A 14,985-nucleotide genomic window follows, 5' to 3' on the forward strand; every position below is an offset into this window, starting at 1 on the left:
ATTGAAAAAACTCGCATTGAATGCGAGTATATTTTTCAAAAAATAATTATTAGAATAAACCTTTTGGACGCCCTTGTTCATCTACATCCATATTTAATGCTGCTGGTTTTTTAGGTAGCCCAGGCATCGTCATTACGTTTCCAGTAAGCGCAACAATAAATCCAGCACCGATTGATGCTTTTAGCTCTCTAATTTCTACTTTGAAGCCAGTTGGACGACCTACTAAACTTGGTTGATCTGATAGTGAATATTGAGATTTAGCCATACAAATTGGTAGTTGATCCCATCCATTTTCATTAAATTCTAAAATCTGTTTTTTTGCTTTAGGTGAAAAATTCACTCCATCTGCACCATAAACTTCTTTTGCAATTTTTTCTATTTTATTTTCAATGCTGTCTGTTAATTCATATAAATAGTTAAACTTTGCTTTAGGATTTTTTAATATATTAACAAGAGATTCAGCTAGCTCTACGCCGCCTTTACCCCCGTGTTCCCAAACTTCAGTTAACACGATTGTAATACCATTATCTTGTCCCCATTGTTTTAATACACTTATTTCGTCTTCAGAATCGGTAATAAATTTATTAATTGCAACTACAACAGGTACATTAAATTTAGAAACTGTTTCTACATGCTTCTCAAGGTTTTTAATGCCATCCTTAACGGCTAATGAATTTTCATTCGCTAATTCATTTTTATTTACTCCACCGTGCATTTTTAATGCTCTAATTGTAGCAACAATTACTACCGCATCTGGTGTAACTCCTAATGCCCTAGTTTTAATATTTAAGAACTTTTCTGCACCTAAATCTGCACCAAAACCAGCTTCAGTTACAACAAAATCTCCTAATTTCATCGCCATTTTAGTGGCAATTACACTATTGCATCCATGAGCAATATTTGCAAACGGTCCACCATGTATAATTGCTGGAGTGTGTTCAATCGTTTGAACAAGATTCGGCTTAATTGCATCTTTAAGCAATAATGTAAGAGCTCCTTCTACTTTTAAGTCTCCTACAGTTACCGGTGTTTTATGTATAGAATAGCCCACTACAATTCGTTTAAGTCTTTCTTTTAAATCTTGAATTGATGACGCTAAACAAAGTACAGCCATGATTTCTGAAGCAACAGTAATATCAAATCCATCTTCTCTAGGTACACCACCAGAAGGTCCACCTAAACCTACAATGACATTTCTTAAAGCACGATCATTTAAATCAACTACACGCTTCCAAGTGATTCTACGCACATCAATTTCCAAATCATTTCCTTGATGGATATGATTATCAATAAATGCTGCTAATGCATTATTGGCAGTTGTAATCGCATGGATATCACCGTTAAAATGCAAATTAATATCATCCATAGGTAAAACTTGAGAATAGCCTCCTCCAGTAGCTCCACCTTTAACTCCCATTGTTGGACCTAAAGAAGGTTCGCGCAATGCAACAATTGCATTTTTGCCAATTTGGTGAAACGCTTGAGCAAGTCCAACAGTCACCGTTGATTTCCCTTCACCAGCAGGAGTAGGATTTATTGAAGTGACTAAGATTAATTTTCCATCTTCATTTTTATTTAATCGGTCAAGTACTGATAATGATAATTTTGCTTTATAATGACCATAATTTTCTACATCTTCTTCAAATAAGTTCAAATCATCTGCGATTTCTGTAATTTTTTTCATTTTTGATTCAAAAGCAATTTCTAAATCTGACTTCACTTGACTCATTCACTCATCTCCAATTGCATTCTTTATACCAAAAATTATAGCATAATTTTACTTTAAATTCATTTTCTAATATTCGAAATTCTTTATTCATTTCTTTCAAAAATTACTAATACTTACTACTTATCATCGTAATTATTAGTCACATACTATAGGTAAGGCATTAAAAGAAAGGAGTGTTAATTTATGTATCGTCATAGAAAGCATAATGAACAAAAACGCAATCACAATTTACCTAATGATGACAATGATCACAACGAAGAATATAGTGCAGAGTTTTATCCGACGAGGGATGTTTTTTATACAGACACGACTTCAGATAAATCTCATGCAACTGGAATTGTAATTGGATACGTAGCTTTATTTTTTTCACTATTTTCGTTATTTTTAATGCCTGTACTGTTTGGGATCATTGGAATTGCTATAGGTATTTACAGTGTAACAAAAGGTCACTCCACTTTAGGTTATACAGCAATTGGTTTTGGTTTATTTTCGGTAATTGTCACTATTTTTTATAATTTATTAATTGTCTTAAGTGCGATTCTTTAACAATAGATTTAAAAAGCAAAAAAAAAGACCTTTAAGGTCCTTTCAAACTTTTGGAACTTCAAGAGTAAATTGAAAGGACCTTAAAGAATTCTTGCGATAAATGATATGATTTTCGTTTATACAATCCAACAATTATCAATATTGTTTACAGAATAAGATCCTTTAAACTTCAACCACTGTCCATTCATCATCTTTCTTCGAATAACTTAAATTTGCTATATGATTTGTCAGTTCACGATAATCTTCTACATTTTCTAAAACTTCATCTACACCAGAATAAAAATCCACACGGAAAATTGGGATCTCGATCACTTTTCTATTTTCAACACGCTCACTCAAATCAATAATTAATCCATCTTCCATTAACGGATATAAGGTCAACATTAATTTAATATTGATTGGATTAATTTGTTTTGAACGATTAAATATATTTATACTTCGTCTCTGAAGTTGAGTAATTTTATAAGATATAACATTACAAAGCATAAAGATAAAATCATTAATTCGTTTATAATAGACCTTTTGGTACATTCCGTCGCTTATATTCATGTATGCAAAAGAATTATTTAGTCTAGGTATAAATGGTTTTTGTAATGGTTCTTTTTTGTGAGCAAGATAAAGTAATTCTGCTATTTCTTTAGGCTCTAATTCGTCCAAATCTGCTAATTCTTCAAAATCAATCCAACAAAGATCATCATGCTCGTCATGTTCCATTATAAATTTATTAATATCCTCTCTTTCTACATAATAAAAAGAGGAATTTAAATTAAAATCAGACCATTGAATATCGTGTTTTAGCAAAAGAATGTTTTGAAGTGGAAAAGGAAGTCCTTGAACAAACTCTTTATAATTTATTCCAGATGTTATAAAGCAATGATTATGCTTATCACCATATATATAGATAATCTCCTTTATTGAATCAATTCCCGCCAACGATATTGCCACCTTTAAATTTTTTCTTTATCATATCATATTTTATACTAATTTTATCATCTAAAATGATAAATTTCATTCTTTTTACCTAATATAGTTTTACATTTTTTGCCAAAATACCACTTTTTCATCCTTTTAAATTCGTTAAACAGGAGGTCTACATATAGAAGTTGTTTTTGTTTGAATTGGTTCTTGCGTAACAGAACGAATATTCCACTCACCATTATCATTTGTAAAATTAAATTTAACTAGAGTGTAAGGCGGCTGTTGATTTTGTTTATATGCAACAAGTTGAATAGTTGCTTCAAATACGTATGTACCATTATATTTCTTTTTTATATTCGTGATTGCCGCACAATTATATTGTTCACCTGGACCAAAAATTTTATATAAACGACTATTTATACTAGGAAATAAGATTGATAATACCGCATCCTCTAATACTTCATTCTGAACTGCAAACGAACTAGCCGGTTTCGAGGCTACAATTAAACACGTTAATAAAATGACAATAAACCCTCTCTTCATATCGATCCCTCCATCTACGATTAAAAATCTATTTACTATGTATTCTTTACAATTTAATGAAGGATATGTTATCGATGGGATAGGATAAAAAAAGTGAGCTAACTAACAGTCATCGTAACAGACAAATAGCCGCCACCCACTATTTGAATTCAAGAAACTTTGTTGAGATTAAATTGGTGTGTATTTTAGTGGTGTTTTTCAAGGAGGATTGATTTTATGATCTCCATTTCTTGTTTTTCGGTAGATTCCCCCACTTTTTTAGTGAGTATAGAACGATTTAGAGCAAACTTATGAGTTTCCATTTTAATATAGTTATTATTAATCGCGAGTTACCCTAACCGGTATAATTATTAGCCGATCTAATTTGAGTTTTCTGGGAAATTAATTGCAGTTTTACTAATTTTATTTGCACTTAGATCTTTATTTGCAGTTTCTAATTCCTTATTTGCCCATTTCACTGCTTTATTTGTATAGCTCAGGCTTTTTAACTGCACTTCGATTTTTGTAACTACTCTATAAATAGAAAAATGAGGATGCCCCTTAGGACACCCTCTATTAGCCGCTCACTTACTTTTACTGATGATCCCAGTAGTATTTGCTTAAAATATCTGAAAGTAAGTCAATTGTTCGATATAGTTCAGGTAATGTATTATCAACTCCACCGACCTCTATTAGGATCGAGTTAGGAGATAAGTCTTGGTTGTATACTCCATTTCCTTGCTTATAGTTTTTACTATAAATTCCGCGTGTTAATCCTTTGTTAAATTTCATGATTTCACTATTTAAATCTTTTGCTAAAGCTAAATTCTTTTGATAATTTTTGTTTTCTACACCGACAATAAAGTATAGCTTTGCATATTTTTGACCATCTATCTCGGTAGTTGTCACTTTACCCCTTTGATCATCACGATGAATGTCAATTAGATAATTTAAATCCTTATCTTGTGAAAGCGCATTTTCTACAACCAGTCTTGACATTTTATATGATTTTCCCCAATCCCAATGTCTTTTCGTTAATTCAGCTCCAATATTCGTTTTATCATCAATTGCACCGATTCCATTTGCTTCTAAATTATTCTTCAACCGCTCACCTAATAAGCTTACATTTACTTTCGGAGATGATGCTTGATTAGGTTCCTTCGCACCAGGAATTAAAGGTAAAAAGGATTCCCAACTATGCGTGTGGTAAATAAAAAATACATCTTTTCCATTTGTCGTTTTTGATGGTGGATTTGCTGGATTTTTAATTGGCTCATTTACTGGATCTTTAACATTTGGATTTTGGTTAATTTCTGCCAATGTTAAACTCGATTCGATTGGTAGATTTGTAAAATCAATGCCTTCACCGGCAACTAAAATATTATTTTCAAATTTTGTCATACTAGATATTTCATGTACTAATAAACTTTTTGGGTCATACAGTCTAATATTTGTAATAAACGAAAATAGTATATTCGTGATAGGTTGTCCATCTTTTTTCGATTCGTTACCTAACTTAAAGTGACCGTTTTCGTACTCAAATGCTTTAATAAATCCTTCATAACTCATTTTTTCGAACCATTGATGAATATAGTATGATTTTGTATTTTTCATTGATGTTACAAATAAACTTGCCAACAAAAATAATAAGACAATGCCTACGAAGACACTTGCCGTCACACGTTTAAGATTAATAGATTTAATATAAATAGATTGTCTCATCAAATCACCTCTAATAAAACGTATGTACAAGCCCTATAAAATAGAATTGAAAATTTATTAAATCATTATTATAAATTAGAACTATTAAATAAATGAATACATTTGTTGGCTTCGACCCTAGTTTGCTCGCTTTTTATAATTGAAAATAAAAAAGAGATGTCTTAATAGACACCTCCTAGAAAAAAGTTCGTATATTTATTTAACAAGTAAGTTTCTAAATCTTAAACTATCTACAACGACTGAAGTTAGTTAACGGATTTACAACGCAACCATTTCTAGCAGCGTCTAATTGTCTTTGACAGAATGAGCTTTCTGCAGGTGATACCATAGAATTGTTGTTTGATCTTCTTCTATTTTTTCTGCATCCACAGCCTTTGCGCTCATTCATAGCAGGTTCAACTTCTTTCATTTCTTCCATTCTTACTTCCATAACTCTGTCATCTTCTTTGCATTCACAACATGGTCTACGAACTTCAACAAACTCTCTCATATCTCTCACTGGAGATACTTCTTCTCTCTCTTCTCTACGATTGCAACCACAAAATCCCCACATTTAAAAACACCTCTATAATTATTTATTGTACATTTATAACATACGTAAAAATTTAGATATTGAATGTGTACATGTCTAGATATAAACAAGTTTTTTAAATTATTTTTATGTTTTCGGTAAATGAAATTTTAAAAACCCTTGTTTTTGAATGAATTGTTTAGTTATTTAACCAAAAATGTAAAATAAATGAGCCACTTGGGCTCATTTTATTTATTACGATAAACATATTCATCTTTTGGTGGTTGAATCTCCTTAATTTTGGTCGCTTCTACATAAGGAATATTAACTTTAAATGGTTGATAGTACATTTGTTGTATATTACCTGTAACTTCAATCCACTGATCATTTTTAAACTTTTGATTATCAGGTAAGTTAATAAGCAATCCATATACACCTGAATCAGCGACACAGTGAATGATTCCAAACCTAAATAAGAAAACTTGATTTTTATTTAAGCTTTTTTCATGATAAATAAAACCTTTATAAGTTAGTTGTTTTCCTAAATACTTTCCAGGCTCATCATATAGAACTTCCATTCCTTTAAGAAAGTCATAATCATTCAAAACGATACTTTGTTTATTAATATATTCTTTTGATTCTTGTTTAATTAATTGTTGATAGCCTTCTTGTCCATAATAAATACTTAAATCAGGTTTTAAATATTGTCTTTCCATAAATGGATCATTATTACCTGGTTCAGAAACAGGAAAATGGAAGCCCTTTGCGTGAACAATTGTCGAATCTAAAGTTGCAACAGGTAAGAAAATACCTGTAAATAATGGGAAAATAAAGACTAATCCATTTAACAACTTTTTAAAGCCTTTTGCTTCTTTATGAACATGCCCATGCACACAAGTATGATCACATTGATGATCATGAGAGTGGCTGTGGTCATGATCATGGTCGTGGTCATGGTTTTCACCTTCATCACGACTAGTCCTTAAAACATGAATAACTTGTATGATCGTTAGAAAAGCAAATAATATCCCAGCTGTCAGAGATAAATAAGAGTATTTCATATTAATATATTTTGAGATCGTACCCTTAATATGCAATTGCATTAAAAAGAAGGTAAATCCTAAAAGTACATATGCTCTTGCCATATCGATTCTCCCTTAAATTAATAGTGTAGTGATAAATGTTAAAGAAATTACTAATCCAATAATAATTAATACATAACGACTTTTGAAATGTTGGAATAACATTAATGTATTTTTTATATCGATCATTGGACCAACAACCATAAATGCGACGATGGAGTTTAACGAAAACGTACTTAGAAACGAAGATGCAACAAATGCATCAGCTTCAGAACATAGTGATAAGATAAACGCTAATGCCATCATTACTAGAATACTAGCTACTTGTCCATTACCAATATGCATTAAAGTAGCAGTAGGTATAAATGTTTGTACAAAAGCGGCAATAAAAGCACCTAAAATTAAGAATTTACCCATCGAGAAAAATTCTTCAATAGCATGTACACAAACGCTCCATAATTTCTTTTTAACCGGTACTGAATTGTCTACAGGAATTGTCACTAAATTATTTTTTAATGGATTATCAATTTTCAAATATGATAATACAATCCCAATAATATAAGCAACAATCATTGCAGCCCCAGCGCGATAAATAACCATTTGAATACTATTACCAAAAGCAATAAATGTAGCAAACAGTACAATTGGATTAATAATTGGACCTGTTAACATAAATGCTACAGCTACATAGTGAGGAACGCCTTTTTTAATTAATCTACTTACGATTGGTACGATTCCACACTCACAACCTGGGAAAATAAATCCTAGTAAAATAGCAACTAAAACTGCTAAATATCTATTCTTCGGTATTATTTTATATAACATTTCTTCAGTAATAAAAATTTGAATAATCCCAGAAATAAATACTCCGATTAAAATGAATGGTAGTGCTTCGACTACAATCGAAATAAATATAGTATTCATTTGTAAGAATGAATGGTAAAAATTCATATTCGTAATCATATTCTCTCTCCCATTGTACTTTTAAAAATGAAAACTCACAAAACCTCCGAATGACCGGCGGCTTTGTGAGTTAAAAGTACCTTTTTTTCCAAAATATTAGTGCAATAGTTGTTGATAATATCGCAGAAATACCAATTACGATTGGAAACGCATGTGGTATTTTGGATAATGGTATGTTATCAACGTTCATTCCATAAAAACTTGATACCATTGTTGGAATGGATAAAATAATTGTAATAGAAGTTAAAAATTTCATTACAATATTTAAATTATTTGAAATAACTGAAGCAAATGTGTTCATCATCCCACTTAGGATATTGCTATAAACCTCTGCCATTTCTATTGCTTGTTTATTTTCAATAATTACATCTTCTAATAGATCTTCATCATCTTCATACATTTTTAAAATATTCCCTTTAAGAATCTTTTGCATGACGATTTTATTCGATTTTAGTGAAGTAGTAAAATAAACTAAACTTTTTTCAAGGTTCAGCATTGTGAACAATTCTTGATTTCGTGTTGATTGATGTAATTCAGCTTCAATTTCATTAGTTTTGCGATTAATTTGTTTAAGATATCGTAAATAATAGGTTGATGTTGTATGCAACAGTTGAAGTGCAAATCTCGTCTTTTTAAAAGTAAAAAAGCCTTTTACTTTTTGGTAAATAAATCTTTCAAAAATTGGATTTTCACTTAAACAGATTGTAACAAACGTACTAGACGAAATAATCATCCCGATTGGTATTGTATCAAAAATCGTATGCCCATTATCATCATGAGCTACAATTGGAATATCAACAATTATTAGAGTGTGTTCCCCTTCGACCTCTATCCTTGAACGCTCTTCATCATCAAGTGGGTCTTTAATAAAATCTAAATCTAAGTCAAGCTTTTGAACTAGATATTGAATTTCTTGCTCTGTTGGATTGATTGCATTGATCCAGCAACCTTTTTCGATTACGTCGACTTGATTTAGTTTTCCTTGTGCATCTGAAACATAAAAATTTAGCATCTTAATTCACCTCTAATTCTAAAACAAAACCTACACAATAATAGCATACGAAACATTTTTATATGTTTCAACCTTTATTAAAAAGAAAGTCTAAATTCTAATAAACAAGCGCTTTCAGCTGCTATTTTAGTAAGCATTTATACTATTCATAAATAAAGAAAAAGGCCACTTATAGTGACCCAGTTTTTAATATCCACTTTTATAAAAATAATGCATATCACTTAATTCATCAACATATTGATAAACTTCCAATTGGCTCTGAAGCTGTTCTTTTGTATGTACGGAATAATCTTCCGAATTTAATTGATTTTGAACATTTGTAAGAGTATTTAAAATATCAGATTTTAATACATCATACGACATAGAATACATAAAAATCATCCTTCCAATTGAAATTTATCATATTATATGTAATATCACGCAAAACAAATCATTTTTATTTTAAATTTCTATTTTTTGAAACTAACTTTTTTATTAAAAAGTACACAACTAATAACGCAGCTGCTATGACTGCAATCATTGGAGTATATGGAGTCAATACTTCCTTAGCTGTTTCCCAGTTTTTACCTAGTTTCTCACCTATTAATACAAAAAGGATTGACCATGGAATGATCGCAATTACTGTATAAAGACTAAATTTGCCTATTGGCATCTTTGCAAGTCCTGCTGGAATCGATATAGCATGTCTTACAATTGGAATAAAACGTGCCGTAAATACGACTCCTACACCATATTTCGAAAACCATTTTTCAGCTAAATCAAGGTGATGCTTATTAATTAAAATATATTTACCATATTTTTCAATAATTGGTCGACCACCAAAATAACCTAACCAATATAAAAATAATTGTGCAATAGTTCCCCCTATTACTCCTGCTACCACTGCTCCAACAAAATTTATATGCCCTCCAGCTACAAGATAACCAGCATAGGCTAAAACGATTTCACTCGGAATAACTTCAATCATTAATCCTAATGCAACCCCTAAATATCCTAATGATGCAAAAAAATCTAATATCTGATGTATGATATTTGTCAATAGGATCCTCCTCCCTAAAAAACAACTTGTACTACAATGATAATACAAAGGAAGTTAAAATATGTCAAAATTAAGTAATTTTGGATTTAATTGATTTTACAGTGCCAAATACAATAATCATCTATAATTTTGATGTTCCTTCCTTATTTTACGTATTTGATTTTGTTGATTCTACGAGCCGTGTTGAAAGCTCTATCCTCTATCATAAAAAAAAAGGCTGTCCAAGTCAGTGACCTGACTATGGAGCAGCCTTTTATTATTTCTTATTATTTAATTTCAACGTATTTGTAAGTGAAGTCTGAACCAAATGAATGCTCAATTAAGCCATGTACTTTTGGTTTCATAACGTATGCAAGAGCACGTTGGTAAATCGGAAGAATCGCAGCATTGTCTTGTACTAAGATTTTTTCTGCTTTTAAGAATGCGTCAGTACGTTTAGCTGGATCTAATAATAATGGTCCACCAGCTTGAGTGATTAAGTTATCATACTCAGCATTTGCGAATCCCATTTGGTTGAATGGGCTCTTAGAAGTCCACATATCGAAGAATGTCATAGGATCTTTGTAGTCTGGACCCCATCCGCCGAATGATACTTCATAATCTTTCTTAGAGTTTAAATCTAATTGTTGTGCAAATGGAACTGATTTAATGTTAATTTTTAATCCTGGTAAGTTTTTAGTTAATTCACCTTGTAGGTATTCACTAATTTTTTTGTTAGTATCAGTATCTGATCCTAATAATTCGATTGTTACATCTTTCTTACCAATTTCTTTTAAGCCTTGTGCCCATAATGTTTTAGCATCAGCTGGATCGTATTTAACTAAATCGCCAGAAGCTTCACGGAAATCTTTACCGTTTGCATCTAAGAAGTTACTTGGAGCTAAACCATATAATGGTACTGAACCGTTATTTAAAATAGTTCCAGTAATATCTTCACGGTTAAATGCTTCGTTTAATGCTTTACGGATGTTTACGTTTTTAAGAGCTGGATTTTTCTCTTCGTTTACACGTAAGAAGAATACTGTTGGCTCTTTAGTAGTTCCGTAATCAGGGTTGTTTTTATATTTATCAACATACTCTGCTGTTAAACCTGCACGGTCAACTGCACCTGTTTCATAAAGGTTAACACCAGTTCCTGGGTCTTTTACGATTTTAAAGTTTACTTCTTTTAATTTTACGCTAGCAGCATCATAGTACTCATCGTTTTTAACTAATTTATAGCTTTCATCATGCTTCCATTCTTTCATTTGGAAAGGACCGTCGAAGATCATGTTTCCAGCTTCTAAAGCATAATTTTTACCTTGAGATTCAACATACTTTTGATTTAATGGTAAGAATGTTGGGAATGTTACTAAAGAATCGAAATATGGAATAGCTTTCGCTAATTTAACTTCTAAAGTTTTATCATCGATTGCTTTAACTCCTAATTGGTCAACTGGTTTTTTACCAGTAGTAACATCTTCACCGTTTTGTAATACATTCATCATGAATGCATACTCAGAAGCAACTTTTGGATCTGCAGCGCGTTTCCAAGCGTAAACGAAGTCTGCTGCAGTTACAGGGTCACCATTAGACCATTTAGCATCACGTAAGTGGAATGTATAAGTTAAACCATCAGCTGACTTATCAGTAGTTTCTGCGATACCAGGTTTTACTACGTCACCATCACCTAATACATTTAATCCTTCCATAATGTTACCTAAAACGTTGAAAGATTCTGCATCAGTAGAAGTACTAGAATCAAGACCTGGTAGTTCAGCTCCGCCTAGTAAGTTCAATACTTGTGGTTTTGCTTTTGCTGTTTCTTTTTTACCATCATTTGAGTTGTCTGAGTTACATGCAGATAAAAGCATGCTCACAGCAACTGATAAAGATAGAAAATACGATACCTTCTTTTTCATTAGAATTGCCTCCCCAAAATTAAACAATTAGACTTAAAAACTATTAAAATATTCAAACAATTTTCACTGTTCGAACAGTTAATAATATTTAACATACTTTCATTTTACATACTTTTTAGAAAATATCAACACTAATTCGACATTTTTTTCAAAAAATATTAAAAAATCTGAATAAAAGTTTACTTTTTTGTAATTAACAATACATTTTTGTATTATTTTTTGCAGTTTTAACGAAAAATTTTAATAATTGCCCCAATTTCAATAAATGATTTAAGTGGGACAAATATGTATATTTTTTTTAAAAAAGTCTAAAAATAGACTATTTATATTGGATAATCAACTGCAGAAAATATCATGATCTAGTCCATCTTTTTAAAACCTGTTCCAACTGGACACCCTTTAACATTCACTTTCGGGTAATTTGTTATTCACAAATTACCGAAATTTAATATTAAATTGAGAAAATAATCCTTTAAAAAACGAGAAAAGATTAGGATTTCCACGTGGTCCTGATTCATTTCTTTTTGAAGTTGACCAATAAAACCAAATTTTTTTGAACGACTTTTTTGTTTTTCCAATTATTCCCCCTCTATTTAATATGTTTGGAAATCTATGGGACGTCTCTGAACCAATTAATTTTTTTCGTAGTTCGAAGTAATTTGTTCAAATAATTCGGAAAAATGAGGTAATTAATCAAAAAAGTACCAGCATAAAAACCAGCTAGTCTAGTTCCATTTTTCAATTGTTTATCCACGGAGAAATCATCAAACGTATATTTGGATAGAAGTTAACTAAATTTAATTACAGGATAAACTCTCAAGATTTCCCCATTTTTTGTTACTCATGAACCCTTTATGAGTTAAATAAATCACCCATTTACCCTTTTTTCTTACTCACGAACCTGTTATGAGCTAAATAACTTCCCACAATTGCCTTTTTTGTTACTCTTGGAACATATAAGAATTAGATAATTTCCAGCCATTTTTAGGAGTAAAATAATTTTGATGTTCTTATTCTATTAAATTAACATTTTAGTTTTTAACGAAAAAACAAAGGTTGTCTATATAGACAACCTTTGAATAAGAAATTGATTTAATTTGTAATTTTGTGGAGTTTAGAATTTTCCCTTTTTATATATATAGAAAAAAGTCATCTTAGATCCCTCATTTTTCTTCGAGACACATGGAAAATTTAAATAAGGGCCGCCTAAGCGTCAGCTACACTGACTTTTAGGCTGGCCCCAATAATATTATTTTTCGTTAGACGCCCATTTGTAAGAGAAATCTCCTCCAAATTTGTGCGCAATAATACCTTTAACTGATTTCTTTTCTAAATAAGCGCGTCCGCGTTGGTAAATTGGAGAGATACCAGCTTCATCCATGATAACTTTCTCAGCTTGTACCATATCTTCCCAACGTTTTTGTGGATCTGCTTCTTTTTTCGCAGCATTTACTAATTCATCATATTTTGGATTATTGTATGCCATCTCATTGAATGGGCTGTTTGATAAGAACATATCAATGAATGTCATTGGATCTGGATAATCTGGTCCCCAACCTGAGAATGAGAAGTCATAGTCTAATTTTTTCTCTGAATCAAGTTTGATTTCAAACGGTTGTGGAGCTACTGTAATTGTTAAGCCAGGTAAGTTCTTCATAAGCTCACCAGCGACATACTCAGCTGCTTTTTTACGAGTTGTATCATCATATGAAAGCATTTTTAATTCAATTTTATTTTTGCCTAGTTCTTTCTTAGCTTCAGACCATAATTTTTGAGCTTCCTTCACATTATATTTATTGAAGTCTCCATTATGATCACGGAAATCTTTTTGATCTGGACCTTTTACCCACTCAGATGGTACTAACCAATATGCAGGTTTAGAACCGTCATTTAAAATAGATGAAGTAATAGCTTCTTTATCATAAGCTAAGTCAAACGCTTGACGAACCTTAGCATTTTTGAAAAGTGGTAGTTTTTCATTGAAACGGAAGAATACTAAACGAGCATCTAATTGAGTTTTGTAATCTGGATCGTTTTTATATTTATCAACGAACTCAGAATCTACCATAACTTTGTCAAGATCACCGTTTTGATATAAGTTAACAGCTGCTGAAGTATCTTTAACTACATTGTATTTAATCTCATCTAATTTAACAACGTCTTTGTCCCAATACTTTTCGTTTTTCTTTAATGTAAAGCTTTGCTCATGTTTCCAGTCGCTTAAAACAAATGGACCATTATATAATTGAGTATTTGCTTCTAAACCATATTTATCTCCTTTAGACTCAACCCACTTTTGGTTTTCAGGTAAGTATGTACCAAAAGTTGTTAATTGTAAGAAATACGGTGTAGGTTGTTCTAAAGTAACCTGTAAAGTTTTATCGTCAATTGCTTTAACACCTAATTGATCTAATGGCATTTTACCATTGAAAATAGCCTCAGCATTTTTCACATAGTATAAAATGAATGAATATTCAGATGCAGTTTTAGGATCTACAGCACGTTGCCAACCGTAAACGAAGTCTTTAGCTGTCACTGGCTCACCATTAGACCATTTTGTATCACGTAAATGGAAAGTATAAGTAAGTCCATCTTTACTAACTTCGATCGAGTCTTTCTTAGCAACGCCATCTACTACTGCGTCATCTTGTCCTAAACGAAGTAAACCTTCATTTACATTGTCTAAAACTTCGAATGACATTGAATCAGTAGTTTTTGCTGAATCCATAGAAGGAATCTCAGTGGTGGTAGTTAATCTTAACGTTTGCTTTTTATCTTTCTGAGTATTAGTTGCCGTTGTTTCTGTGTCTTTGCCACAAGCTGCTAGTACCGTACTTAATACTAATAAACTTGAAACAGTTGTTGCTAATCTACGCTTCATAAGAGCACCTCCGAATATTTGTGATTCATCATATAATTTACTTATTTTTCTGAAAAATCACTTATTACTTTTTCAATATACTACATATTTTTCAGAAAAAAAAGTATTTTTTTAATATTTAATTTATTTTTTATTAAAAACTCTTTAACATATAGTTCA

Annotated in this window: 14 protein-coding genes; 1 reads left to right on the forward strand and 13 read right to left on the reverse strand. The window is 31.2% G+C overall.

Annotation, left to right across the window (positions count from 1 at the left end; all coding sequences use genetic code 11):
- Positions 1-49: 49 nt before the first annotated feature.
- Positions 50-1,729 (reverse strand): formate--tetrahydrofolate ligase, encoded by a 1,680-nt coding sequence (locus CN692_RS24015; protein ID WP_098121652.1) that lies wholly within the window; start codon positions 1,727-1,729, stop codon positions 50-52.
- 183 nt (positions 1,730-1,912) lie between these two features.
- Between CN692_RS24015 and CN692_RS24020 the strand changes: the two genes are divergently transcribed.
- Entirely contained in the window at positions 1,913-2,275 is a 363-nt protein-coding gene (locus CN692_RS24020) for a permease (protein WP_098121653.1), read from the forward strand.
- 162 nt (positions 2,276-2,437) lie between these two features.
- Here the strand turns inward: CN692_RS24020 and CN692_RS24025 are convergent, their stop codons facing one another.
- The 12 genes from CN692_RS24025 to CN692_RS24075 form a co-directional block, all read right to left on the reverse strand.
- Positions 2,438-3,208 carry an oxalate:formate antiporter gene (locus CN692_RS24025; RefSeq protein WP_257131793.1) on the reverse strand — a complete coding sequence of 257 codons (771 nt, stop codon included), beginning with the start codon at positions 3,206-3,208 and terminating at the stop codon, positions 2,438-2,440.
- 144 nt (positions 3,209-3,352) lie between these two features.
- The gene (locus CN692_RS24030; RefSeq protein WP_098121654.1) at positions 3,353-3,736 is read right to left on the reverse strand and encodes a DUF3888 domain-containing protein; all 384 of its coding nucleotides are present in this window, start codon (positions 3,734-3,736) and stop codon (positions 3,353-3,355) included.
- Positions 3,737-4,309: 573 nt separating this feature from the next.
- Positions 4,310-5,437, reverse strand: coding sequence for a stage II sporulation protein P (gene spoIIP / locus CN692_RS24035; protein ID WP_098121655.1), 1,128 nt, complete (start codon positions 5,435-5,437; stop codon positions 4,310-4,312).
- 226 nt (positions 5,438-5,663) lie between these two features.
- Entirely contained in the window at positions 5,664-5,990 is a 327-nt protein-coding gene (locus tag CN692_RS24040; protein ID WP_098121656.1) for a hypothetical protein, read from the reverse strand.
- Positions 5,991-6,196: 206 nt separating this feature from the next.
- Complete coding sequence (locus CN692_RS24045; protein WP_098121657.1) at positions 6,197-7,093, reverse strand: TIGR03943 family putative permease subunit; 897 nt, start codon at positions 7,091-7,093, stop codon at positions 6,197-6,199.
- 12 nt (positions 7,094-7,105) lie between these two features.
- Positions 7,106-7,981, reverse strand: coding sequence for a permease (locus tag CN692_RS24050; RefSeq protein ID WP_098121667.1), 876 nt, complete (start codon positions 7,979-7,981; stop codon positions 7,106-7,108).
- Positions 7,982-8,063: 82 nt separating this feature from the next.
- On the reverse strand, positions 8,064-9,005 hold the full coding sequence (locus CN692_RS24055; RefSeq protein WP_098121658.1) for a magnesium transporter CorA family protein: 942 nt from the start codon (positions 9,003-9,005) through the stop codon (positions 8,064-8,066).
- 186 nt (positions 9,006-9,191) lie between these two features.
- Positions 9,192-9,377: a hypothetical protein gene (locus CN692_RS24060; protein WP_098121659.1), complete on the reverse strand. Its 186-nt coding sequence runs from the start codon at positions 9,375-9,377 to the stop codon at positions 9,192-9,194.
- 64 nt (positions 9,378-9,441) lie between these two features.
- A complete protein-coding gene (locus CN692_RS24065) occupies positions 9,442-10,050 on the reverse strand; it encodes a DedA family protein (protein WP_257131796.1) in 609 nt (202 codons plus the stop codon).
- 260 nt (positions 10,051-10,310) lie between these two features.
- Complete coding sequence (locus CN692_RS24070) at positions 10,311-11,945, reverse strand: peptide ABC transporter substrate-binding protein (protein WP_098121660.1); 1,635 nt, start codon at positions 11,943-11,945, stop codon at positions 10,311-10,313.
- 428 nt (positions 11,946-12,373) lie between these two features.
- Positions 12,374-12,523 (reverse strand): hypothetical protein, encoded by a 150-nt coding sequence (locus tag CN692_RS26380; RefSeq protein ID WP_179874543.1) that lies wholly within the window; start codon positions 12,521-12,523, stop codon positions 12,374-12,376.
- Between the two features lie 671 nt (positions 12,524-13,194).
- Positions 13,195-14,826: a peptide ABC transporter substrate-binding protein gene (locus tag CN692_RS24075; protein ID WP_098121661.1), complete on the reverse strand. Its 1,632-nt coding sequence runs from the start codon at positions 14,824-14,826 to the stop codon at positions 13,195-13,197.
- Positions 14,827-14,985 lie beyond the last annotated feature (159 nt).

The organism is Bacillus sp. AFS002410, assembly GCF_002556365.1.
Taxonomy (GTDB): domain Bacteria; phylum Bacillota; class Bacilli; order Bacillales; family Bacillaceae_G; genus Gottfriedia.

Bases quoted from the DNA above. Each gene is read 5' to 3' on its own strand.
- CN692_RS24015 (WP_098121652.1), bottom strand. From the start codon at position 1,729: ATGAGTCAAGTGAAGTCAGATTTAGAAATTGCTTTTGAATCAAAAATG.
- CN692_RS24020 (WP_098121653.1), top strand. From the start codon at position 1,913: ATGTATCGTCATAGAAAGCATAATGAACAAAAACGCAATCACAATTTA.
- CN692_RS24030 (WP_098121654.1), bottom strand. From the start codon at position 3,736: ATGAAGAGAGGGTTTATTGTCATTTTATTAACGTGTTTAATTGTAGCC.
- spoIIP (WP_098121655.1), bottom strand. From the start codon at position 5,437: ATGAGACAATCTATTTATATTAAATCTATTAATCTTAAACGTGTGACG.
- CN692_RS24040 (WP_098121656.1), bottom strand. From the start codon at position 5,990: ATGTGGGGATTTTGTGGTTGCAATCGTAGAGAAGAGAGAGAAGAAGTA.
- CN692_RS24045 (WP_098121657.1), bottom strand. From the start codon at position 7,093: ATGGCAAGAGCATATGTACTTTTAGGATTTACCTTCTTTTTAATGCAA.
- CN692_RS24050 (WP_098121667.1), bottom strand. From the start codon at position 7,981: ATGAATTTTTACCATTCATTCTTACAAATGAATACTATATTTATTTCG.
- CN692_RS24055 (WP_098121658.1), bottom strand. From the start codon at position 9,005: ATGCTAAATTTTTATGTTTCAGATGCACAAGGAAAACTAAATCAAGTC.
- CN692_RS24060 (WP_098121659.1), bottom strand. From the start codon at position 9,377: ATGTATTCTATGTCGTATGATGTATTAAAATCTGATATTTTAAATACT.
- CN692_RS24070 (WP_098121660.1), bottom strand. From the start codon at position 11,945: ATGAAAAAGAAGGTATCGTATTTTCTATCTTTATCAGTTGCTGTGAGC.
- CN692_RS24075 (WP_098121661.1), bottom strand. From the start codon at position 14,826: ATGAAGCGTAGATTAGCAACAACTGTTTCAAGTTTATTAGTATTAAGT.